At 38.3% G+C, this 24,024-nt stretch carries 23 protein-coding genes; 8 read left to right on the forward strand and 15 right to left on the reverse strand.

The window, feature by feature from the left end; translation table 11 throughout:
* Positions 1 to 11: 11 nt before the first annotated feature.
* From H7R46_RS15780 to H7R46_RS15805, 6 genes are all read right to left on the reverse strand, one after another.
* Positions 12 to 1,502, reverse strand: a complete 1,491-nt coding sequence (locus H7R46_RS15780; protein WP_005066233.1) for an efflux RND transporter periplasmic adaptor subunit — start codon at positions 1,500 to 1,502, stop codon at positions 12 to 14.
* Entirely contained in the window at positions 1,502 to 2,806 is a 1,305-nt protein-coding gene (locus tag H7R46_RS15785; protein WP_001028920.1) for a TolC family protein, read from the reverse strand. Before H7R46_RS15785 ends, H7R46_RS15780 begins: the two co-directional genes overlap by 1 nt.
* 77 nt (positions 2,807 to 2,883) lie before the next feature.
* Positions 2,884 to 3,345 (reverse strand): hypothetical protein, encoded by a 462-nt coding sequence (locus H7R46_RS15790; RefSeq protein ID WP_000771473.1) that lies wholly within the window; start codon positions 3,343 to 3,345, stop codon positions 2,884 to 2,886.
* A 45-nt stretch (positions 3,346 to 3,390) separates the two neighbouring features.
* Positions 3,391 to 4,320, reverse strand: coding sequence for a copper resistance protein B (locus tag H7R46_RS15795; protein ID WP_001260874.1), 930 nt, complete (start codon positions 4,318 to 4,320; stop codon positions 3,391 to 3,393).
* Complete coding sequence (locus H7R46_RS15800) at positions 4,307 to 6,334, reverse strand: multicopper oxidase domain-containing protein (protein ID WP_087089936.1); 2,028 nt, start codon at positions 6,332 to 6,334, stop codon at positions 4,307 to 4,309. Before H7R46_RS15800 ends, H7R46_RS15795 begins: the two co-directional genes overlap by 14 nt.
* A gap of 83 nt (positions 6,335 to 6,417) precedes the next feature.
* Entirely contained in the window at positions 6,418 to 6,759 is a 342-nt protein-coding gene (locus H7R46_RS15805; protein ID WP_000853608.1) for a hypothetical protein, read from the reverse strand.
* Positions 6,760 to 6,908: 149 nt separating this feature from the next.
* Here H7R46_RS15805 and H7R46_RS15810 point away from each other — a divergent pair, with 149 nt between their 5' ends.
* Both H7R46_RS15810 and H7R46_RS15815 read left to right on the forward strand, forming a co-directional pair.
* The gene (locus H7R46_RS15810; protein ID WP_001221580.1) at positions 6,909 to 7,592 is read left to right on the forward strand and encodes a heavy metal response regulator transcription factor; all 684 of its coding nucleotides are present in this window, start codon (positions 6,909 to 6,911) and stop codon (positions 7,590 to 7,592) included.
* Positions 7,582 to 8,958: a heavy metal sensor histidine kinase gene (locus H7R46_RS15815; protein ID WP_000149039.1), complete on the forward strand. Its 1,377-nt coding sequence runs from the start codon at positions 7,582 to 7,584 to the stop codon at positions 8,956 to 8,958. The genes H7R46_RS15810 and H7R46_RS15815 overlap by 11 nt, the downstream gene beginning before the upstream one ends.
* Before the next feature lie 77 nt (positions 8,959 to 9,035).
* On the opposite strand, the gene H7R46_RS15820 is transcribed toward H7R46_RS15815, so the two are convergent.
* A complete protein-coding gene (locus H7R46_RS15820; RefSeq protein WP_000349577.1) occupies positions 9,036 to 11,375 on the reverse strand; it encodes a heavy metal translocating P-type ATPase in 2,340 nt (779 codons plus the stop codon).
* 281 nt (positions 11,376 to 11,656) lie between these two features.
* Between H7R46_RS15820 and H7R46_RS15825 the strand changes: the two genes are divergently transcribed.
* Positions 11,657 to 12,037, forward strand: coding sequence for a copper resistance protein CopC (locus H7R46_RS15825; protein WP_000689221.1), 381 nt, complete (start codon positions 11,657 to 11,659; stop codon positions 12,035 to 12,037).
* A gap of 67 nt (positions 12,038 to 12,104) precedes the next feature.
* A complete protein-coding gene (locus H7R46_RS15830; protein WP_002035490.1) occupies positions 12,105 to 12,986 on the forward strand; it encodes a copper resistance D family protein in 882 nt (293 codons plus the stop codon).
* A 265-nt stretch (positions 12,987 to 13,251) separates the two neighbouring features.
* Here the strand turns inward: H7R46_RS15830 and H7R46_RS15835 are convergent, their stop codons facing one another.
* The 7 genes from H7R46_RS15835 to H7R46_RS15865 form a co-directional block, all read right to left on the reverse strand.
* Positions 13,252 to 14,301: a DUF932 domain-containing protein gene (locus H7R46_RS15835; protein WP_000951143.1), complete on the reverse strand. Its 1,050-nt coding sequence runs from the start codon at positions 14,299 to 14,301 to the stop codon at positions 13,252 to 13,254.
* A 54-nt stretch (positions 14,302 to 14,355) separates the two neighbouring features.
* Positions 14,356 to 14,652, reverse strand: coding sequence for a hypothetical protein (locus H7R46_RS15840; RefSeq protein WP_032012387.1), 297 nt, complete (start codon positions 14,650 to 14,652; stop codon positions 14,356 to 14,358).
* A gap of 91 nt (positions 14,653 to 14,743) precedes the next feature.
* Positions 14,744 to 15,073, reverse strand: a complete 330-nt coding sequence (locus H7R46_RS15845) for a hypothetical protein (protein ID WP_001068164.1) — start codon at positions 15,071 to 15,073, stop codon at positions 14,744 to 14,746.
* Between the two features lie 58 nt (positions 15,074 to 15,131).
* Positions 15,132 to 15,830: a hypothetical protein gene (locus H7R46_RS15850; RefSeq protein WP_001985473.1), complete on the reverse strand. Its 699-nt coding sequence runs from the start codon at positions 15,828 to 15,830 to the stop codon at positions 15,132 to 15,134.
* A gap of 81 nt (positions 15,831 to 15,911) precedes the next feature.
* Positions 15,912 to 16,937 carry a J domain-containing protein gene (locus H7R46_RS15855; protein ID WP_000942646.1) on the reverse strand — a complete coding sequence of 342 codons (1,026 nt, stop codon included), beginning with the start codon at positions 16,935 to 16,937 and terminating at the stop codon, positions 15,912 to 15,914.
* A gap of 70 nt (positions 16,938 to 17,007) precedes the next feature.
* Positions 17,008 to 17,154 carry a hypothetical protein gene (locus H7R46_RS15860; RefSeq protein WP_000682545.1) on the reverse strand — a complete coding sequence of 49 codons (147 nt, stop codon included), beginning with the start codon at positions 17,152 to 17,154 and terminating at the stop codon, positions 17,008 to 17,010.
* A 100-nt stretch (positions 17,155 to 17,254) separates the two neighbouring features.
* On the reverse strand, positions 17,255 to 17,518 hold the full coding sequence (locus H7R46_RS15865) for a hypothetical protein (protein WP_000790976.1): 264 nt from the start codon (positions 17,516 to 17,518) through the stop codon (positions 17,255 to 17,257).
* A 546-nt stretch (positions 17,519 to 18,064) separates the two neighbouring features.
* Here H7R46_RS15865 and H7R46_RS15870 point away from each other — a divergent pair.
* Both H7R46_RS15870 and H7R46_RS15875 read left to right on the forward strand, forming a co-directional pair.
* Positions 18,065 to 18,280 (forward strand): hypothetical protein, encoded by a 216-nt coding sequence (locus H7R46_RS15870; protein WP_000489165.1) that lies wholly within the window; start codon positions 18,065 to 18,067, stop codon positions 18,278 to 18,280.
* Between the two features lie 361 nt (positions 18,281 to 18,641).
* Entirely contained in the window at positions 18,642 to 19,754 is a 1,113-nt protein-coding gene (locus H7R46_RS15875; protein WP_000235770.1) for a hypothetical protein, read from the forward strand.
* Positions 19,755 to 20,560: 806 nt separating this feature from the next.
* Here H7R46_RS15875 and H7R46_RS15880 read toward each other — a convergent pair.
* A protein-coding gene (locus tag H7R46_RS15880) for an IS3 family transposase (RefSeq protein WP_085944219.1) occupies positions 20,561 to 21,705 on the reverse strand; the annotation gives its coding sequence in 2 pieces (ribosomal slippage) (positions 20,561 to 21,441 and positions 21,441 to 21,705; 1,146 coding nt in all).
* Positions 21,706 to 21,788: 83 nt separating this feature from the next.
* Here H7R46_RS15880 and H7R46_RS15885 point away from each other — a divergent pair.
* Positions 21,789 to 23,024 (forward strand): inovirus-type Gp2 protein, encoded by a 1,236-nt coding sequence (locus H7R46_RS15885; RefSeq protein WP_000838817.1) that lies wholly within the window; start codon positions 21,789 to 21,791, stop codon positions 23,022 to 23,024.
* A 1-nt stretch (position 23,025) separates the two neighbouring features.
* On the forward strand, positions 23,026 to 24,006 hold the full coding sequence (locus tag H7R46_RS15890; protein WP_000170392.1) for a hypothetical protein: 981 nt from the start codon (positions 23,026 to 23,028) through the stop codon (positions 24,004 to 24,006).
* The last annotated feature ends 18 nt before the right edge of the window (positions 24,007 to 24,024 follow it).

Consider the following 24,024-nt stretch of genomic DNA (forward strand, 5'->3'; position numbering starts at 1 on the left):
CGTCCTCCCGTTTAGTTCTTCATAGATGTCATAGACATCTTGGAAATGTCAGAAATAACGTAAGTATCTCTAGCATGTGTAAAACTAAAACGGACCTGATCGCCTTGCTGAATTTGGGTAAATGGTTGCACTGGTTGTTTAAAGCTCATAGTCATAGCCCCCCAACCCAACTCAGGAATCGCCTGATGTGAAATGGTAATGTCTTGAGCTGTGACTTTTTCAACTTTACCAATGCCTTGATATATTGATGTCTTAACCACTTGAGATGAAGTCTTCGATTGTCCAGTGTTCAGCTTATCCAATACACCTTGTAAATTTGCTTCAGAATCAATCAGGAATTGCCCTGAAATTACCACCTTCTGACCAGCTTTCAACCCTTTTAGAATTGCAATTTTATTGCCATCACTTTGACCTAACTGTACTACAACAGGTTCAAAACGCCCTTGCTCATGTCCCACAATGACAACGTTCCGAGTACCTGTACGTATAACAGCTTGCTCTGGTATAACTAAATTGCTTTGTGGGTTGTTGGAGAATTTAACGGAAGCAAACATTCCCGGCTTGAGCAATCCCTCTCTATTGGGCAACTCAATACGAACTTTTATGGTTCTACTCGTGCTATCCAAAGTTGGTAAAATATCAATGACTTTACCGGACACTATTTGAGAATATGCAACAAAAGTAGCTTCAACTTTCATTCCCCGTTTTATCCCGGCAATTTGTGCTTCTGGAACAGATGCTTCTAACCAGATTGGGCTTATCCCCTTGATGGTGACAAGCGTTTGCCCCATAGCTAAAGCCATTCCATTGCGGACTTCTAACGAATCAATAAATCCACTTACAGGTGCACTTAAAGTCATATTGGATTGCACTCGATGTGTCCGCTCGACTTGATTAATCACATTTTGTGGGATTCCTAAAAGCTGTAAACGTTGTCGGCTTGCCTGAATAAGAGAACGATCTCTTGTTCGGAGTACAGCTAGAAATTCAGTTTGTTCTCCTGTCCATTCAGGTATTGAAATATCAGCTATGGGACTGCCTTGCGTCACCATATCCCCAACAGCATGTCCGTACACTCGTTGGACGAAACCACTTGCTCTTGTTTGTAAAATAGCTACCTGTCGTTCATTGGTCTGCAATATACCATTGGTTAACAAAGTATTTCCCATCACAGCTTGTTCGACTGAAGCATAACGAATTGCTAAATTTTGTTGGAGGGATGGATCAATCTTAACCGCAGGATAACTGTCTTCAGTCATCGTAGTATTTTCATCTGCATATTTAGGAACCAGTTGCATGTCCATAAATGGCGATTTCCCCGGTTTATCAAAATGCTGTTCAGGCTTCATTGGGTCGTACCAATACAACACTTTGGCAGCCTGTTGCGGACCTGATTGAGGATTGTATTTCTGATGTGCAATCCAGTATCCAGCACCACCACCCGCAGCCAGACTAATTACCGCAACGCCCATGACAGTAACTGCTAATTTATTTCTTAACATTATGGCTGCCCCTCAACATGGTTTAAGGTCGGTTCTTCAAAGGCATAATAAAGTTGGGCTTTAGTCACAGCCTGTTGCTGTTGGAGATCAATGAGACGCAAACGCTGTTCTAAAAGAGCTTGTCGAGCAGCAATAACATTAGACAAATTACTTTTACCTGCTTGATAGCTTGCCAACTGTAAACCCACTTTTTGTTTAGCGAGTGGAATACTTGTTTGCATCGCACGTCTAATTTGCTGATCAAGTGCATCAAGATCGGATAACCCATCATCTAGCATAGTGAGATGGTCACGGTATTGGACTTCTTGATCGGCGGTAATCCTGTTTTGTTCGGCTAAAGCTGCCTGAATGAGTGGACTACTACGTCTTTTTGAAAAGACAGGAAGCTCTGTTGTTAGTTGCACCCCGATCATATCGCCAAATTCGGGTGCTCGATGCTGATAAGCAAGTTCAATACCCCAATCTGGTTTCTGTAAAGCCTGAGCTTGCTTCAGTTTTGCTTCAGCAGTTTGCTTTTCTGCCTGAAATGCTTTTAATTCAGGATGTTGATGCAAATGATGATATAGCTTTGATGTATCAAGGTAGATAGATGGTGCTTGGTCAGGTAAGGTTTCAATTTGAGAGAGATTTTCAGTAGGTTCTGCACTGACTAACCGATGCAACTCTAACTTGGCTTTATTTAAATCACGAAGTAAATCATCCTTCTGGTCAAGCAATACCGTGGCTTCTTGTCTTGGATCAAGTGCATCGGCAATGATTGTACGACCAGAGATGACCTGTGTTTGAGTAATTTGAGAAAGTAATCGATTCTCTGAAAACAGTTCATCATATAGTGCTAATTTACGTTCAAGATAAAAGCGCTTAAGCCAAGCAGATGCGACTTTCTGACGTACCTCAATACGCAGAATCTCAGTTTGAGCATTGGCCGAACCTAGTTCAGCTTTTGCTAAATCGACCTCAGCTTGTCTTTTGGCACGATTTGGAAAATCTTGCATCACGCCAATTTTTTGCATAGTCATACCTTCGCGTGTGACTGACCATGCGGCATCGCCGGATACAGGGTAATTATCTAAACCTACAAATAATTTAGGGTTGGGTAAAATACCTGAAGCTGAAACCATATTTTCAGCCCCTTCAATCCTTGCACTATTTGCTCTTAGGGTAGGTGCATATTGCTCAGCAAGCTTCATAGCTGTATTCAAAGTTAATGGCTCAGCATAAGCCTGACCATAGACCAGACAGAAACAGATAGTAGCTATTGGCCATCTCTTACGATGAGATTGCTTTTCTTTATAAATATTCATATTTTTTGCTCTAAAATGTTTACGCGCACGCGCAGAACATTCATAGAAAATTCTATGAATGATAGAGGACTATCAAATTAGTTAGAGCGTGGAGGCTTCCATAAACCCGAAGGGTATGGAGAAGGAAGATTTTGATCTAAAGAGTAAAAAGCTGAGCGCTCTATAGGAAAGGAAACCATTGAGTGCAAAATACCCTGAACGTCATTAGCATATACAAGCTTGGTAAAAGACATAATGCAATCTTGTTCAGACAGACAGGATGGATCATGCAGAGTTTTTTTGGACTTTGCTTCTCCTTTCATACAATCAGTATGCATCATATTCTGATTTTTCGACTCTTCCATTTGCATGGATTGCATCTGTTCAGATGGCATTAAACATCGTTTATGTACAGACGAGGCAACAGCAGCCGATCCTACTAACAGGATAGCAAACGATAAAAACAGCGATAGGCATGTTTTTAACCACTGCATAGACATAGACCAAATTTTAAGCTTTTTTAGTTTTACAGAATTGAATCGTAATAGCAACAATTTCATGAATAGTAGCCGAAACTACTATTCATGATTTCAAGTTATAGTATTTTAAAATACCAATTCGATGCCTGCACCATATTTCCATCCTTTTTCGGACTCAGTTGCTTCTTGCACGTTAGTTGCTTTTTGTCCTTTTTCATATTGGTAAGCAACATCCACAAAAGGTCTGACTCTTTTAGTGACTTCATATCGGGTTTTAATACCGGTTTTTAGTTCAGACAAACCTGATTTTGCAGCATAGTTAGAATCATCGCTAAATACAGCATCTACTTCAAGATAAGGTTGTGTGATCAATTTCTGGGTTAACAGGAAATCACGCTCGACTTCTAAGCTTGCCCCCCAAAAATTATTCTCACCACCGTACAAATAAGCTTGGGTTTCAAAGAAATATGGAGCTAATCCCAACACGCCAACAACACCATCAACCCGATCGCTGTTGCTGTTATTTTTATCTTCACTGTATCTCACCCCAGCCTGTACATCCCAAAAGGGTGCTACATTACGGCTATAAAGCGCAGATACATCATATTTTGGATCATGACTTTCTGCTTTATCCAAATTTGCTTCAATAAATAGGCGATTTTCATCTGTACCTATCAATGTTTCAATTTTCGATCCTAAAGCACCTTTGCCATCTTCATCCACAGTCCACTCATTCTCAAACTTAGTCATTTGGAAAACTTGTCCACCATGTTCTTTCAGATGTTTATCATGATTTCGGTTATTAGAAGTTTCGGCTTCCAGGCCTATACCATTATCTCCATCATTACCAGAAGTTGAATTTTGGTAAGTATTACGATCAACATAACCTAATCCACCAGGCTCTTTTAACAGCATTTTCATACTCTCGGACTGAGAGGATTTAGTACTACTATCCATGCTTTGAACAGCAGTATCATTTGCAAAAGCTACACCTGATAATCCAATTAAAGCTATAGATAAAAATGTCTTAGAATATATTTTTTTAGTGGTGCGCATGTTGATTTACCCCCTTATCATTAGTATTAGGTTGAGCAACAACATCTTTCGAATCAGTACTATTACTATCGACATTTGCCACAATAAGTTTATTCATCATTCCAGCAGACATGTGATAGAGCAAATGGCAATGGATAGCCCATTCACCTAACTCATCAGCCGTTAATAAAGTTGTAACTGTTTTACCTGGTGGAACAATTACTGTATGTTTATTCGGCATATTGCTAGGATCTTGGCCATTTTCCAGTTGCATAAACATGCCATGTAAATGCATTGGATGAGCCATCATACTATCGTTAACAAATTTCAAGCGTATACGCTCACCATATTTCACTTTAAATGGTTCAGTTTCATTAAACTTCTTACCATTAATTGTCCAAATATAGCGCTCCATATTTCCACCTAAGCGGATTTCAATTTCACGTTCTGGAGCACGGGTATCTTTTTGGGGGGTTAAAGATTGTAAATCACTATATTGAAGTGCTTTTAGACCAGCTGGTGTTGATGCATTCGCCCATCCGTAAACCACTTGATCAGATCCAGAAGAGCTTACTGTTTTTGAAGGCATATCATGATCCATACCTTTCATTGAAGACATATCATGATCCATACCTTTCATTGAAGACATATCATGATCCATACCTTTCATTGAAGACATATCATGATCCATACCTTTCATTGAAGACATATCATGGTCCATTCCTTTCATTGAAGACATATCATGATCCATACCTTTCATTGAAGACATATCATGATCCATACCTTTCATTGAAGACATATCATGATCCATTCCTTTCATTGAAGACATATCATGATCCATACCTTTCATTGAAGACATATCATGATCCATTCCTTTCATTGAAGACATATCATGATCCATTCCTTTCATTGAAGACATATCATGATCCATACCTTTCATTGAAGACATATCATGGTCCATTCCCATATCTTCCATCGTCAGTAAAGCACGGGGACGAGGTGTCGGCATCGTAGTACTTTTTACAAGTGAAGTATTTTCATCATGTAATGTACCAATAGAAAAACCACTTCGATCAATAGATTCAGCTTCAATCTGATAATTTGCTTGTTTCGGTTCTACAATAACATCATAAGTCTCAGCTGTTCCTATCCGGAATTCATCCACTGGCACGGGTTTTACTGGTTGTCCATCTGCGCTGACTACTGTCATTTTCAGATTAGGAATTCTTACATCGAACAAAGACATTGCCGAGGCATTAATAAACCGAAGACGTACTTTTTCTCCAGCTTTAAAATTTCCAGTCCAATTTTGTTCTGGAGTCTTACCATTCATTAAAAACGTATAGTTTGTTACATCAGACATATCTGTCTTAAGCATTCGCATCTGATTCCACATGGAACGATCTTTCCATGTTGCCTTTAAACCGTCTCTTTTAATCTGCCTAAAAACATCAAAAACTGTTTCTCTTCGATTCTGGTAGTAATCAGCTTCTTTCTTGAGATTACTCATAATCTGACCACTAGTAGAGTTGTGAAAATCAGAGAGTAAGACTACGTAATCTCTATCAGCTTTTTCTCCGGCCGTTAAAGGTACTTTATTTTTGGGATAAATGACTAAAGGGCCATACAGACCATCTTGCTCTTGACCTTTACTATGCGAGTGATACCAATAGGTTCCATTCTGACGAACCTTGAATTTATATTCATAGGTTTTATTTGGTGCAATACCATCAAACTGGTTGAACCCAGGTACTCCATCCATGATGCCAGGTAAAATTAAACCATGCCAATGAATTGAAGAATCTTGGTTTTTCAACTTGTTGTGTACACGAATAACGGCATCATCGCCTTCCTCAAACTCAAGAAGAGGCGCAACAAACTTACCATTTACAGTAATTCGTTTTAGAGGCTTTCCTGTAATATTCACCGTCTGTTCAGCAATTGTTAAATCATATTCTTTAACCGCTGCCATAACCCAAGTCGACGAAAACAATCCGACTCCTATTAAAAGGACATGACTTAATTTTCTAGACATTTATTTTCACCTATCTATAGTTAATTGAGGGCTAAGCAGGTGGATAAAATACTTTTCCCTCAATATCTTATTTCGCGTATTAATTATTTATTTGGCATATTCATTTGAGAATGGTCCATCTCACCCATTTTAGAATGATCCATATTCATCATCTTAGAATGGTCCATATTCATCATCTTAGAATGGTCCATTTGGGACATATCAGACATTTGGCTGTGATCATGCTGACTATGATTCTGTTGATTTTCCTTATCTTCTTTCATATCACAAGGTTTTTTGCATTTCTCTTGCGCTTTTGAATTTACTTTAACTTCTGTACTTAAAGTATTTTTCTGTTGAGCATCAGCAGCCCAAGATTGGCTTCCAGCAATTAAAGTCCCAACACACATAAAAGCAGTTAAGCCACGACGGAATAGAGTTTTCATTGATTGCTCCAAAAATAAATTTTATATAACTAACTTATAGGTTGGAACCGGACATCTATGTGACTTGAAAATGACATTTTTGTAATCTACATCGCATCCTGTATTTATAACGTTATTATGGTCTTAATATGCGATACGGGGCTTAATAAATGAGAATCTTACTAGTTGAAGATGAACAAAAAACTGGTGATTATCTAAAGCAAGGTCTTTCTGAAGCAGGATATATTACAGACTGGGTTACAGATGGCTTATCAGGTAAACATCAAGCTCTTTCAGAAGAATACGATCTAATTATACTAGATGTAATGTTACCGAAGTTAGATGGCTGGAATATCATTAATGATATTCGCAAAAGTGGCAAAACTATGCCTATCCTTTTTCTCTCAGCTCGTGATCAAATTGAAGATAGAGTTAAAGGCCTGGAACTAGGAGCTGATGATTATCTCGTTAAGCCTTTTGCTTTTGCAGAACTTCTTGCCCGAATTAAAACCTTACTTCGTCGCGGTCAACAAAAGGAAGATAGCAATATTATTACAATTGCTGATCTTGAACTTGATCTTCGTAAACGTCGCGTCACACGTGCTGGACAAAGAATTGACCTTACAGCTAAAGAGTTCGCATTGATGGAATTATTTATGCGTAGACGTGGAGAGATTCTACCTCGTGCTCTTATTGCTTCTCAAATATGGGATATGAATTTTGATAGTGATACCAATGTTGTAGAAGTCGCTATTAAACGTCTAAGAAATAAAATAGATAGTAATTTCAGTCCTAAGTTGATCCAAAACATCCGCGGAATGGGGTATGTCTTAGAGGTAGAAGATGACTCATAAACTGTTTAATGCGATCAGTTTCCGTATTGCGATCATTTTTTCATTATCTACCATTATTATCTTAATGATTATGGGGCTGGTCATTCATCAGCTTGTTATGCATCATTTTGAAACTCAGGACCGCACTCAGCTAGAAGGGAAAATTCAGCTTTTAGAAAATTTACTGGAACAGAATCCGAAAAACACCGATGAACTAAAGATATATTTAAAAGATGCTTTAGTTGGTCATCATGATCTAATTGTCCAGATTGAACGCCCAACTGGCCAAATCATTTTTAGTTCAGCACCTGCCGTTATAAAGGCTCAAACATTAGTAAAGTCTAAACATATCCCTTGGATAGAGTGGGAAATTCAAAATAAAACATACCGTGGCTTAGTTTATAAAAAATCGTTTGATAAAAATATGAGTGTTCCAACTGCTCAAATTATTGTTGGAATCGATACCTCCGAACATCAACATTTTTTAAACGACTTTAGACGACAATTGTTATATATCGGAGTTGTGGGCACAATTTGTTTAATGTTTTTAGGTTGGTTTGCCGCATGGAGGGGCTTACGTCCAGTTCAGAAAATGGCAAAAGTTGCAGAAGGCATTTCAGCTCAGCATCTATCTGAACGATTAGCGGTCGATAATACACGCACTGAACTAAAATCATTAGCCATAGCCTTTAACGATATGTTAGATCGGCTAGAAACGGCTGTAGAAAAACTCTCAGATTTTTCATCTGATCTGGCCCATGAAATTAGAACACCTATTAATAATTTAATGACTCAAACTCAAGTATGTTTATCTCGTAGTCGGGATATTAATACTTATCAGGAAGTCCTCTTTTCTAATCTGGAAGAGTTTGAACGTTTGGCTCGAATGGTTTCAGATATGTTATTTCTTGCAAAGGCAGAGCATGGCCTACACTTACCAAACCTACAACAGGTCAGCCTAGTAAAAGAGATTTCTGCTTTATTTGACTTCTATGATGCTATCGCTGCTGAAAAGGGAATGTCCCTAGAACAAAGTGGACAAGGATACGTAAAAGGCGATCCCTCAATGTTACGTCGTGCACTGAGTAATTTACTATCAAATGCGATCAAATATGGTAAACCTGATTCAATAATTAAGATTAATTGCCGACAAAATATTGATACCACTATATTCACAATCGAAAATGAAAGCTCACCAATAACATCTGAACAGCTGAATCGATTATTTGACCGTTTTTACCGTACGGATGCATCCAGACAAAGAGTTGAGGAAGGCACAGGTTTAGGTCTAGCAATTACCAAGTCAATTCTTGATGTACATGGCGCAACGATTCAAGCAGACTATAACAACGGTCGGATAGTTTTTAAAATAACTTTTAAAAACTAATTTTTGTAAATAAAAGACAACTGACTACTCATTTCCAGTATCTAAAAAATTATGAGTAGTCAGAAAATGATCCTTTCTTAACTACGTAGCCTTAAAGCATTACCAATAACCGATGCTGAACTTAGGCTCATTGCTAAAGCTGCGATCATAGGAGAAAGTAGCCAACCAGTAAATGGATATAAAATACCCGCGGCTAAAGGGATGCCTAATGCATTATAAAGGAATGCAAACATCAGGTTTTGCTTCATATTTTTAATAGTGGCCTCTGACAGGGAGCGAGCGATCTCTATACCTCGTAAATCACCTTTGACTAAAGTGACTTGAGCACTATTCATAGCCACATCTGTTCCAGTCCCCATTGCAATACCAATATCCGCTTGAGCTAAAGCTGGGGCATCATTGATACCGTCACCTGCCATTGCAACCATTCTTCCTTCTTTTTGTAATTTATTAACCAGTTCCAGTTTATCTGCTGGTTTAACTTCTCCGTAAACTTCATCAATACCTAATTTAGCTCCAACTGATTTTGCAGTAGTTAAACCATCTCCTGTGGCCATTATAATTCTTAATCCAGAATTCTTCAGAGCATGCACAGCTTCAGGTGTACTGACTTTGATTGGATCTGAAACAGCCAATAGTCCTACGAGCGTCCCATCAACAGCCAAATGCATAACACTTGCGCCTTCTGCTCTTAATTGCTCAGCTTGAGGGATATATGTATCAACTGATATGCCGAGTTGTTCCATTAAAGCTGTATTGCCTAATGATAATTGTTGTCCATCTAACTCACCCTTAACACCAATTCCAGAACCTGACTCAAAAGATGTTGGTGTTGTTAGTACAAGATTTCTTTCACGGGCAGCCTGTACAATTGCATCCGCTAATGGATGTTCACTACCTTGATCCAAGCTGGCAGCTAATCTGAGAACTTCATTTTCTTCATATCCAGATAAAGCAATGACCTTATCAAATGAGGGGCGACCTTCTGTTAAGGTCCCTGTTTTATCAATAATTAATGTATCAATCTTACGTAAATTTTCTATTGCTGCAGCATCACGGAAGAGTACGCCATTGGATGCACCACGACCCGTTGCCACCATGATTGACATTGGTGTGGCTAATCCTAAAGCACACGGACAAGCAATAATTAAAACTGCGACAGCATTGATTAGTCCGTATACCCAACTCGGTTCTGGTCCAAATATTCCCCACCCAAAAAAGGTAAGGATAGATATACCGATCACCACCAGTACAAACCAGCCAGCTACCTGATCTGCCATTCTTTGCATAGGGGCTTTAGAACGCTGAGCTTGCGCTACCATTTGAACTATCTGTGAAAGTACTGTTGAAGAACCGACCTTTTCCGAACGTATCACTAATGAACCGTTCATATTCATTGTCGCACCGATTACTTGGTCACCTATACGTTTTGTTACTGGAACTGGCTCTCCCGTTAACATTGATTCATCAATAGAACTTGAACCTTCTGTAATTATTCCATCAACGGGGACCTTCTCACCTGGTCGTACTCTCAGTAAATCTCCAACATGTACATGGGAAAGTGGGATATCTTCCTCTGTGCCATCTTCATTAATTTTTCTTGCGGTTTTCGGTGCCAACCCAAGTAAAGATTTTATTGCTGACGAAGTTTGCGAACGTGCCTTTAACTCAAGAACTTGACCTAATAAGGTCAGTGAAATAATTGCGGCTGTTGCCTCAAAATATACAGCAACACGCCCCATAGAGATGAAAGACGCTGGGAAAACTTGTGGGGCTAGGGTTCCAACGACACTATAAATAAATGCAGCTCCAGTCCCAATTCCAATTAAAGTCCACATATTCGGACTACGATTTAAAATTGAATGCCAACATCTAACAAAAAATGGCCAACCTGCCCAAAAGACGATAGGTAAAGTAAGAACAAGTTCAATCCAGCTTTGTACCTTCATCTCAAACCAGTTCAACTGATGACCAAACATCGCCAAAAATATGATAATGAGGGTTAACGGTAAGGTGTACCAAAATCTTCTTTTGAAATCTTTAAGTTCAGGATTATCATCGGCTTCATCTAGATTGGGAAGTAATGGTTCTAGTGACATACCGCAAATCGGACAGTTACCAGGATGATTTTGTCGGATCTCCGGATGCATTGGGCAAGTATAAATTGATGAGGTATTTACACTATCTGAGTGTGTATCCATCTTATTTAGGGAGACATTTTCGGAAACAGATCTATCTTCTTTAGCAATGTAAAAAGTAGGATCATGCTTAAATTTTATCTGACATTTTTCACTACAAAAGTAAAAAGTCTTATTGCCAACTTGTTCATGAAATTTAGATTCTTCTGTTACAGCCATGCCGCAGACAGGATCCTTTAGTACGTTATTTATAGTTTTCTTTTCATGATGATGGTCCATATAGAAACCTCCTTCATATTTGATTTTAAAAAATTAATTACCTTCGTGCAGAAATACATTTCTGATTATTTGAGTATTTAATGAACATTATTCTTGATAAAGTCAGTGTAACACTTGTGAGTTTTTAATTCTAAAAATGACAAAAATGTAATTTTGGAGTCATCAAGACGTTGCTCTCTTTCTTAAATAATAAGCATACAAAGAGTGATGACCAACTCGATCAATTTAGGAATTTCACTGGGTCATTACTTAGCACGTACTAATTTTTAAAAGGTGATGAAATGAAAATTTTCCAAAATAAAGTGTCAGCTCTACGTAATGTACTAGTAGGTGCGACTATGGTTGTAGCTGCTTCAAGCGCATTTGCTCATGTCAAACTTGAAAGTGCCACTCCAGCTATTAATGCATCTGTAGCAAGTCAGCCAAAAAATATAACTTTAAATTTTGGTGAAGAAGTCATGTTAATGAATGTCAAATTACTTGATGCTCAACGTAAAGACATCCCTTTAACTTATCAGATAACTCATGATTTAAAAAAATCATTTGAAGTAGCAGTACCTAAACTTAAGAAAGGTAAATACACAGTGGTTTGGACCACAATGGGTACTGATGGCCATAACATGAATGGCGAATATAGCTTCACTATTAAATCAGCGAAATAACTATAGAGCATCAATAGTCTATATGCCAGCAGCTTGCTGGCATATTGCTATCGCAGGGAGGAAAAATATGAATCCTGAAACTTGGATATATGCAACGTGGCTGATTAAAGTCGTTTTATATTTAGGAATAGCATTTGTTGTTGGTGGTGCCTTTAGCTATTTTCTACTGGGACGTTATGTAGAAATCAGGGAAACTCTTCTAAAGTACATTACTATTGGTGCAGGATTAGGCTTTATTTCAAGCACTTTAGGCTTCTTTGTTCTTATAGGAAGTTTTGCCAATACAGGTCTTTCAGGAATGTGGGACAGTAACTACATTAATATCTTAATAAATACTCCCACTGGGCATATCCATATCATCCGCTCAGTTAGTTTTGCACTTTTATTGTTATTTATGATTGTAAAGCTTAGTAAAGGGACTATCCAAGTTTCCAAAGTAGAAGGAACAATTTTTACCATCCTACTTATCCCCATGGTTTTTAGTTTTTCACAATTAGGCCATGTCACAAACTTGCCCTTTTTCGCTCAATTCTTATTATCAATACATGTCCTTGTAATGTCCTTATGGATGGGATCACTTTTTCCTTTATGGAAAACAAGTAAAAAAATTACTGGTCTTCCATTAAAAGATCGCATGCACTTATTTGGGAGAATCGCAGCATTTGTTGTGGGAATACTACTCGCTTGTGGTGCTAGTATTGCTCTGTTACTCATTAAAGATTTCAATACTCTACTAAATACTCCTTATGGGCATGGTTTTATTATTAAGATCGCATTTGTTCTAAGCATTTTATTATTAGCTGCTTTCAACAAATGGTATTTTACCCCTCGCTTACAAGACCCGAAATTTGCCAGACAGTTGGGCTATGCCATTTTATTTGAAATGTCATTAGGCCTAATGATCCTTTTAACGACTGGATATATTACAACTGTAGTGGGAATTGATTAAATAGGTATATAGTAATTTAAAAAAGTAAAATGAAAAAAATTATCTGATTCTGCTTGATTTCATCATTGGTTCAATCCTTGATATTTTTTCTAACTCCATAAGCTTTACTATTGTAAGTAGAGTGTAGTGTAAGACTGTAGAGTCTCAGATCTTTTAAAATATAGGGGTAAAATTACTTACCCCATAATCTGCCCATGTTTTTATAAATTAATTACATGATTTTCTGTAATTCATGTATAAATAAACTTAAACAAATAATCATAACTTATACAACCATTCTTAGTGCCTGTTCCAGCCCGCGTTGTTTAAGGTTGGCTCCTACCCCAAACCATGCTGAATCTAATCGGTGATCTTTTGAGATCGCACGTCGCTCATGATCAACAAACTCGGTAATACTACAAAGCAGTCCATACGCCGTATCTTTAGCTGAAGCTAACTCGGCACCACGACCATGCCCGTTAAACATGGTCATGACCTTAGACATCGCACGTCCATTTGGCTCAGTTTTATTGTCGGTTTTGGATGAGTTGATTTGTTTAGGCGTAGCTACATTACGGTAGAACTGAATGATACTTTCATCTTGTTCAGCAATATTCAGGTTTGTATTATTGAACACTGCATCGAAGTAAGCTGCTGCTTCCTGCTGGGTGACTTTACGCTGGCTGAGCTGCTTCATTTCATACATGTGCTCGTCCCATGCATGAACCGAAATACCCAATTGCTGTTTAATCTTTTCAGCATCAAACTTGGTACTGTGTGGAACTTTCACCACACCTGCACTACTATTCTGCCCACGTAAGGCAATCGCTAAGGTGTTATTACACACCACACGTACACTTGTAAATTGCGCCGTGGTGGCTAATGTCCCATCACATGCTGTTGCCAGAAGGATATAACCATTACTCACATCCTTTCCTTTCAGTGCTGTTGATTGTCCAGTCGTAGCCAGTGCCCAGAACTTACGACCACCTTTCAATACCCCTGCTGTTTCCAGTTCAAAGCCTGATTGTTCTGTCAGGTCTTTATAGAAGTTTAATATCTCCATCGGTTGCACCTCCTGATAACGCTGACTTACCACTGATAGCGGCGCATGAGTATCTGAACGATAAAGGACTCTCTGATCTTCATACGGCATGATGATGTTTTGTCCACGTTCATTTTTTGTCATATAGCTGACATTGGATGATTCAATTCGCCAATCCATCCCTGCTTGTTGTGCCCATACTTCTAAAGGTTGATTTCTAGTGAGTTGATTGCCCAAACCATGCCAAGGGGTTTGACCTACAAAAGCCATTGTTTCAACTTGATGTGCCATGATGTTTTTCCTATTAAGTGATTTAAATAATTTGATTAAGAGTTTGGGATGAAGTTAAGAAAAGCTTGATTGCTGGATTTCAAAATGTTGCAGACACTGCTCACACTGATAATGCAAGGTCACTGTATTGTCTTGATGCTGGACGTAGAGCAGAAACATGCCCCCTACAACTAAACCAACAAAGCCACCGACTAGTGGGTGAATAGGACTACGTTTTGACAATTGCATACAGGCTGCTGCCAGAGACATGGGGGAGAATGATGAAAGTTTTGCAAATACACCTTGATGGCTTTGTTCTGACTGCCGTAGTAATTTCAGATGTCTCGAATGGCAGTAAGGACATTGATGCATAGTCGTCTCCTCTCAATAAAAGGCATAAAAAAAACCACAAGCAAATGCTTGTGGTTTGATTGAGCTTTATGTCGTTTTAGATTAAGTCAAATTAACGAGTTACTTTTGGAGTCGCTAAACCTTTCTTGCTACAAGGTTGGATACTTTCAATATATTGACCATCTCCAGTGTCTTTAAAGAAACCATGTTTTGATTTGATTTCTAAACATTGCCCCTTCTTAAAAGGTTTAACTTGTGGAACGACTTTAGCTGGTATAGCGTAGCTATTTAAAATGACTTCGCCTTTAGTAGTTGGAAAAACCACCGATTCTTCGCCGTAATAGACATTGGCTTTAAGTGTAATCTGCTCAGTTTTAGCAAAAGCAATAGAACTGAGTGAAAGACTTAAAATTCCACATGCGATAAGTTTGATTGGGTTCATGGTATTTTCTCTGATTAAGTAAAGTAATAATTAAACGAATGCTACAGACCAGCTTTAATTAGTGACCAAAGCATGGCTGGTATCCTTCGTGAAGGACTTGATTGCTGTTCTTATCCCAACTCACCACATACCAAGTACATTGGTAACGGTCAGAGTCCCATGCAGTACGATAGGTCATGGTATTACCTTGCTGGCTCCATCCTTCAACTCGTTTACTCACCTGATCTGGACTTGAGCGGCCCCATACATTCATGAGATGTGACGCTAACATTTGATCAATATTCGGGATGGTTGACTTTAAATCAGCTGGAGCAGATTTGATTGGCTTTAATCCATAGCGAGAAGCATTGGAACTTAAGGTTTTCCCTTCATGGTACTCACCATCAACTTCTGAACTGAGATTACCTAGACTTGTATCTTGTGCTTTTGCCTGATCAACCGCGGCTATTGCCCCCGCAACAACCTCATCTTCAGCTTGTGAATGAGCAGATTCTGATTCCGGGTTTTCCACCATACTTTCAATTCCAGTGAAACCTGATTCAACGGGTTCCGATGCTGCTTGTGTTGTGGCAGATTGATTTTGTACCTTAGATTGTTCTAAAGCGAGTTGTGCTAACTGAAGTTCAGTTTGTCGTTTTTGATGTTGATTAAATAAAATACCGCCTGCAATTAACACCGCCATCATGACTACAGTTAACAACCAATATAACGGTGGTATCTTTTTAGTTGAGTTAGTGCTGTTCTTTATCATATTCATATCATTACCTTGAAATAGAGGATATACGGCGCTTTAGGGCTGCCTTCACTGGGGTAATATGTAAGTAAAAATTCTTTATTTTCAGTTATTGTCCAAATAGCTTTTTAATAAAGCTCTTGCTTCATTCAGTTGCTGTGCCTGACTTTCAATCAACTGACGAACAGATTCAGGTAAGTTCTGGTATTTATCGGGATGGAACTCAGCCATCTTTTTTCGGTAAGCAGATTGTAAGTTCTGCTCAGTCAGTGAATTAGGCTGAATATCAAGAAGTTTGCACGCTTGAAGTTGTCCACCGTTGAAAGTAGAAGTAGTAGACTGATTCATTTCATCAGCCAGACATTGATAGATAATTTTGACCAGATCAGGAAATACGGCTTTAGAAACATTGGATACACGACATAAATGGGTCATGAAGAGATCCGCCTGATTCTGCTCAACCTGACCCAGTGCCATGGCATAAACCAGTTGTTCGATCATCTCCGTACGAAGCTTGTAAGCCAGCACATCTTTCAGTTCTGCAAAGCGATGTAATAATTCTTCATATTCAAAGTTGGGATGTTCAGTCAGTAACCTTTTAATATAGTGCTGTGATGCTTCATCATTCAGCTTTACAAAATGTTTAGATATTGCATGACTAGATTCAGGATTCCACTTACCCATATTGAATGTGATGAAATAAGCAAACAGATCAATAATTACCTTCAGTTCTGCATCAATCTGTGGTGGAGCCCGATCGGTTTCTGTTTCACCCTGACAAACTTCATTTAGAAATGAAGCCAATGTTCGTACTGTGCCCTTATCCAGTTGGGTAAAGGTCAGGGTTTCTATACGATTCAGTACGATGCCATGATTAATGACGCCAATATCTGCCTCGACATGATGAATACTTTTAAAGAGATAAACCGCTTCATCTCCAAAGCTTTCTTTATAAAAGAGTCCTGTCGCCGTCACACAAAGTCCAGCTTTAGCACTGCCAAATACCGTATCGTCAATTAGCATAAGGATTTCATCTGGATGAATTCCTTGAGGGAGATAACTCATAGCCCCTTGCAATTTTTTATAAGGAATAGCGGGTGCAAAATAAATATTGTCACTCGCTCTTAACATCAACATCCAACGGCTTTTCTGGAGTGATTCTCTCGATATGATTGTCATGGCAACTTCCCCAATTTAGCGACTAAAACAACCAACGTAGAAAATCAGCAGGCCAAACAAGTGCCCGACCCAAAGAATATGAACCAGAATAAATAGGGTACTGCCAAATCAAATACAGCCAATAACCAATCACAATGGTGAAATAAAGGCCAATCAATGGATGTTTCATTGTAAATTCCTCATTTTTTTAGGTAAGCCTATCCAACCCACTGCTCTATGGCAGCAGGTGAGATCAAAAGACAAACTAAGATTTAATGTGAATACGAGCTCTAAAGTTTATGTGCACATTGCTGACCAGACTTAAAAGACACCTCTTCGAAATCCTCTGGCATCCTGACTTGCATCATGCCAATCGCCTCCAGCTTTTCTTCACCATAATGTTCTTCCATCCTGTCGTAGAAGCAGGAACAGAAACTGCGACTTCCTCCCGTATTCCTACAGCTTTGTTTCATACCCTTTTCGAAATCAGAAGAACAACCAGTAACCAACAAAATACTGACACCTACCAAACCCATCAAAATTTTATTTTTCATCATTTTATCCAGTGACGTCGTCATGGAGCTTAGGCTTTTTTAGGCAACACGAAGCCTTGCCATGGTGTAGCTCACATGACAATTTTTTAAGTAAATTTTTAGACGAAAAGATCTAAAGCTTGAGAAACTAGAAGTTCATCAAATCCTATTAAAACTAATCAGGCGTTATAAAAAGAATATGCATAGCCAACTCCTTTATATTGGGAGTTCTGCCAAAGCATTAGAGAATTATGGTGGCAGAACGAGAAAGGGTTGACAGACCGGATTGGATTGACACCAGCACACTCGAAAGTGTCCCTCTCCCGTCCTACCGCAACGGGAGGAGACGAGATGTACCCTCAAAATTATTCCTCAGAAGGAATAACTCTGATGCAACCCAATAAAACGGTCTGTCAAAACCGACTGGCAATGTGGCCAGCAAGCAAAGGATAATGTGCAATATTTAAGGTGTCAATGATCTATCGACTAAGTCGTAAAGTGATTGTTATTGTTTTTCATTAGATTAATTCTTTAAACTAACCATTAGGTAAATTTAAGGATGATTCAGTGTTTCGGTTAAAGTGTCTTGGTGGTCCACTGTATGGACAAGAATATTCTCATGCTCAGGATGAGTTTATTTTTAAAGACAAACAGACAGGAAAGCAGACGCGTTATCGAAAGCAGGCTTTAAACTTCACCCCACCCCAAGAGTTCTTTATAGCAGAGTCAATTTCTACAACCGTAGCCTACAATCTTGCATTGCAATTAATGAAACGCTATTGAGACCTTTTAGTAATACAAAGACATACTATTAACTAACCAATAATGAGTGATTTTCTAGCACTTGATTCAGTCCATAATAAATTTATAATCCAGTAGAATGCTTCACAGTACTACAAGTTTAGTCCAACAATTATAACTCTAAGCTACATTTTGATTTTGACTACTTTTCACCCAAAACATCGCAAGTCGGTACAGAATCATCATAAGTCGGTACATAAATGGAGTGCAGTTTAACACCTAACACCCCTCTACAAATGCTCATAATTCACTCTCAAGTTAAGCTAAATCATTTTTAAATTATAAGTAGTTACGACTTATAATATATGCACTTCTTTTAAAATGAATAAGTGAACTTGATTACATGGCAACTTCAGCTAAAAAAAATGCTAAGGCTAAACAAGAAACCACATCTACGAGTAACATCAAAAAACTTATTGGCTTAATTGACCAACTTGAAGAACATATTATTAAAAGACATAAATTTCCCTATGGTTTGCCATCAGCCTATGCCGAACACTACAAAGCTTATTTACCCGAACAAATGGAACCTATCAGTGAAGAAATGACGGATAATGACCGAAAGTGGTTTTATGAACAGCTTGATCAAGGCTTATTAAAAGAATCGCCAGAACAAAAGGCTCTCCGTCAACAGGCATGGAGATTACCCCCACCATTACTTCGAGGTAAATCGGAAATTTACATCTACATTCCCGAAGAGGACCGACTTGCCCGACACTATGGCGAAATCGCGACTGAAATTCGTAAATTCAAAAACTTGGTATCAACTAAAACCAGAATATTCAAAAAAACAGCACAACAAGCTGAGAAACATTTTGAAGAAGCATTTCGTCTCTACTCCAAACATTATGATTGTTCTTTCTATATCTACACGCTACCAGAAGATATCTATAAACAGATTAGGCAATCTCAATTAGCCCGAAACAGCCATAAAAAATCCCAGAGGGTAAAAAAAACTTACCTCTCACTTGTTCAACGTTTTATTACCAGTAATCAAAAAACTTACTCAAGTATGGATACGGTTCTAGGAGCCATTGAGCAGCAAGCTATCTCAAAAATTCCAGAATACCTCACTCAAGAATACAATGCTGAAATAGAACATTGTTTACGAAAAAAAGAAGAAGCTGAATATTTTCTTTTTGCAGCTCGAAATGATCTATCTACAGCTGAAGTCAAAGAAATTGAAGAATATGGTAAAAAAACTGTAATCATACAAGCTCAGAACCGTGATCAACCCCTAACTTCTTTTGCAGGTCGCCCTATCGAACGTTATAAGGAAATAAGAGTATTTTATCAGAAAAAGATTTCTGCCTTAGAAACTCAAAAAAGTAAAATTAGAACCGACGATCAGAGAATGAAGTTACTGAATAGCGCTAAATCTTGGTTAAAGGAAAGCGAGCCAAGCCTATATGATGCGCTGAACATTTTTATAGAAAAGAAAGGTAGAAAACTTTAGAATTCCCCTCCCACCCCAATAAAAATCCGATCACTCACATAATTTATTTAGAGCCTGTTAGTTCTACACTGACATGCTCTTAAAAAAAATTAATAAATTTTTAAAAGAGTAATAATTACAATGAAATTTCTATATTTTAAAGATTTTAAATACATATATATCAGTAGCTTAAATAAATTCTTCGCAGATTTTTAGAGGGTGCTTAATTTTTTTCTAGAATTTCCCTTATGCAATCAAGCATACAAAACTTGCTACATAAGGAACCAATATGACCAACTCAAACCTAAGCCAGCAACACATCAAATTAATAAGTACATTCAATTGGAAGCTTAGCAATTTACGGGTGTGGGTCACCCGAAGAATAGCTCAACGAAGCCATTTAAATGCTGCATAACGCAGGACATCACAACTTTTAAAAAGTCCTCGTATTACCGTCATTTTTTGGTAGAGCATTCTCGAAGTAAAGTGCAATCGGCTTTTCGGTTTAAATACAATTGTAATAAGTAATATTAGATATATGTAATTAATCTACTAGATACTTATTGTCATAAGCAGTGTGCCTTAGCAAATACTGCTTATAGATTAGATTGATTTAATTGTGTATCCATTTGAGATGAATACACTCCAGATAGATTAGCCAATATCCACTCTACGCCTACCCTAATGGACATTTCTAAACGATGTCCATAGGGAGAGCATTTACCTCATGACGCCTGATACGTAATTAATTATTTGTATGTAGGTAAGAGGTGGTCCCACATGTTTGAACAACTAAAAGCTTATTTATAAGTGATACTCTGCTCTAGTTAAGCTACCTTATTTTGTTGTGGTAGCTGGTCATAGTAAAACTCATCTGGAGTCATTTTGTCCAGACTCGAATGAGGTCGTTTCAAATTATAAAATTCAAAATATGCGTTTAATTGCTTCTTCGCATCCAAAACATTGCTGTAGGCTTTGAGATACACCTCTTCATATTTAACGCTCCGCCATAATCGTTCAACCATCACATTATCAACCCATCGACCTTTACCATCCATGCTGATTTGGATGTCATTTGATTTCAATACATCAATAAATGCATCACTGGTAAACTGACTGCCTTGGTCTGTATTAAATATTTCAGGTCGACCATATTTTTCAATAGCTTCATTTAATGTTTCTATGCAAAATGTAACCTCCATACTAATCGATACTCTATGCGCAAGTACCTTGCGGCTATGCCAATCAATCACAGCACATAAATAAACAAAGCCTTTTGCCATAGGGATATACGTTATATCCGTAGACCACACTTGATTACTGCGCTGAATAGCCAATCCTTTGAGCAGATATGGATATTTGCGGTGAGCTTGATTAGCCTGGCTTAAATTTGGTTTGCAATATAACGCATTAATGCCCATTTTCTTCATTAAAGTACGTGTATGACGTCGTCCTATATGATGTCCTTGACGATTCAACAAATCACGCATCATACGGCTACCTGCAAAAGGGTATTGCATATGTAACTCATCCATACACCGCATCAGCTTCAGATCTGATGCACTCACAGGTTTTGGGCGATAGTAATAACAACCACGGGAGACTTTCAGCAGCTGAGCTTGCTTAGATACTGAAATCTGAAGTGAGTCATCGATTAACTTTTGTGGTTGAAGCGGCCCAGTTTCTTCAACACACCTTCTAAAAAATCAATTTCTAATGCCTGCTCACCGATTTTTGCATGTAGTTTTTTTAGATCGATGGGTGGTTCTGTTGGAGCTTTTGATTGATCGAAAGCTTGCGAGGAAGCTGAAATCAGTTGATTTTTCCAGTCGATAATTTGGTTTTGATGAACATCAAATTCAGCACTCAATTCAGCAAGTGTTTTTTCTGCTTTAATCGCAGCAAGTGCTACCTTAGCTTTAAAATCATTTGAATGATTTCTTCTTGGTCTACGTGCCATAAAATACTCCATATATTGATGTTTATAACATCATTTGGGGAGCAAAATATCACTTATAAGTGTTGTTCAAATTTCCTGATCCACCTCTGTATACTATGAAATCTCTGAACAACACAGCTAAACCAATTCTTCCACCTATCGCACAGTTCTCAGTTGCAGATAGAGATGCATTCCTAGAACAGCTCAAGGAAGATTTTTCAACTCATGAGTACATGACAGAAAACGGTAAGATTAAAGTATTCAAAACGAGTATAAACCCTGAAGTTGAAAAAATGCTCAGTCGTGTTGAGTTCATCAAGTATTTTGAGAAAGAGCGCCCAATCGCTACTCTTAAATCTGTTCAAAGTTTTAAGGGCAAAGAGCAACTACGTGTTGAATATGCGAAGGATATTCCACTTTTGCTTAAGTGCCAGCTTACAACAATCTTTGTGTCTGCTCACTCTGGCAATTACAAGATGGGCATAGAGTTACAGGCCTTTAAGGATTCATTCTTAGAACTTTCAAAGGAAGAACAATATACCCTTTATGAATTTTCTCTGATCAATCAGTGTTACACATCTGAACAGGCTCAGGCTTATGTTGCAGCTTTAATTAAATTTCAGAAGTTGTTTGCAATAAGAATGAGCAGTGCCTCAATTCGTAAACAACTTTCGAATCGTGCTAGTAATCGACGCCGTTCTAAAGAGCGTTGTGTTGAGCTTGTAGAGACTCTACTCAAGATCCATTCTCGAATCCTTGTTGTTCGAGTAGACCTAGGATTAATACGCGATCCAGCTAAGCTTCAACAGCTTGCTATCTCAACTGATTTTGCTCAGGCTGAACATGATAGTGAGTTTATGCAAGAGTCTTTTATTCGGTTCTATGATGCATCTAAGCATAATCAGCTTAAGCAAGCGCTCGGGTATATCCTGCGTATTGAACACACCCCAACCAAGGGATTCCATGGACATCTTTATTACTTCTTCAATGCCAATGACCATCGTGAGGACATCACGTGGGGGCAATATATTGCTGAGAAATGGAGGGTTGCTACAAACAATCTTGGGACTGCTTTTATCTGCAATATGAAGAAAGATGAGTACCGCTATCGTGCCTTAGGCATTTTGGAGTATACCGACCATGAAATGCTTAAGAATCTCAAGGCTACGTTTGACTACATATGCAAAAATGATCAGTACTTCGCCTTTACTAATGGAGAACAAATTCGGAGCTTCCGAACAAGCCAAATACCAAAAGTTCCTGCTACCAAACTTGGCCGTCCACGCAAGTTCGAGCAACTTAACCTACTAGACTCTGATCAGTCAGATGATGCTCAAGTAGGAGGACAGTAACATGACTAAGTACGCATCAGATGCTTTACTTGCAGCTACACATTCGTCATGCAGCATTCAACCTATTTGGGCTTACGATCTGATTGGTTCTGAGAAGTCAGCAAAAGCTCTTGGGAGATCAAAAACTACAAGCATGTTTGCAAAACAAAATTCTCAAAATAGTAATCAGGCATTATCTCTCAGTAAACCTGTTGAGTTGATTAGATCAGCATATCCATTAGTGACAGGCTCCCCTGTCACTAATGGGATGTTATCTGTTCGACTAAAGCCAGAGAACGAATTGTTTATTCAGTTTATTAAACATATGGGGCCTATGCTTAATGGGGGGATTTACTGCCACGATCAGTATTTTTCTAATCAAATTACGGGCTACCAATATATGCTCAACACTAGGCAGTTTAGTGAGGATTTAACAGCTTGGAATACAGAACAAAGTCGTGCTGAAGAGTTATTTGATTCGACAATGAAGGTTCTATTCAGAGACTACGCAGGCTTCGAAACACATGAGCTATATTTGCCAATGCTATTTACGCTTTCAGCGAATACTCCAATGTATTCGAAACAACAATATTTAGATCAGCAGAAAAAAGAGATGATCGCCATTTTCCTTAATGAAGGTGGAAATAATGAAATTATTGCCGTATTTTCGAAATGGGAACTTACACCCCAAGGACAATTAGCACTTAGGCTGGTGTTTTTACTGGAACGCCAGTTCATAGATGATCCTGTTGGTTCTTCTGATGAAAATGCTTTCATTGCCTTACGAGGTAATCTGGAAGGCCTATTTAATTGCAAAGCATATCCTGTATCTATGCCATTAAACGGGTTTATGCAAACTAATCATTTTTTTAAAAGTGATCCAAGGTGCAAAGATCTTATTAAGCTGCTCAAAACGTACCTGATAGGCAGTGATGCAGTCCTTCGAATTTGGGATACACAGTCCAATTTTGATGTGTTGTATTCAAAGTTTAAAACTAACTAGTTAAGAGGCTATTTCACA

The sequence above is a fragment of the Acinetobacter sp. BEC1-S18-ESBL-01 genome (assembly GCF_014169935.1).
GTDB lineage: Bacteria > Pseudomonadota > Gammaproteobacteria > Pseudomonadales > Moraxellaceae > Acinetobacter > Acinetobacter pittii.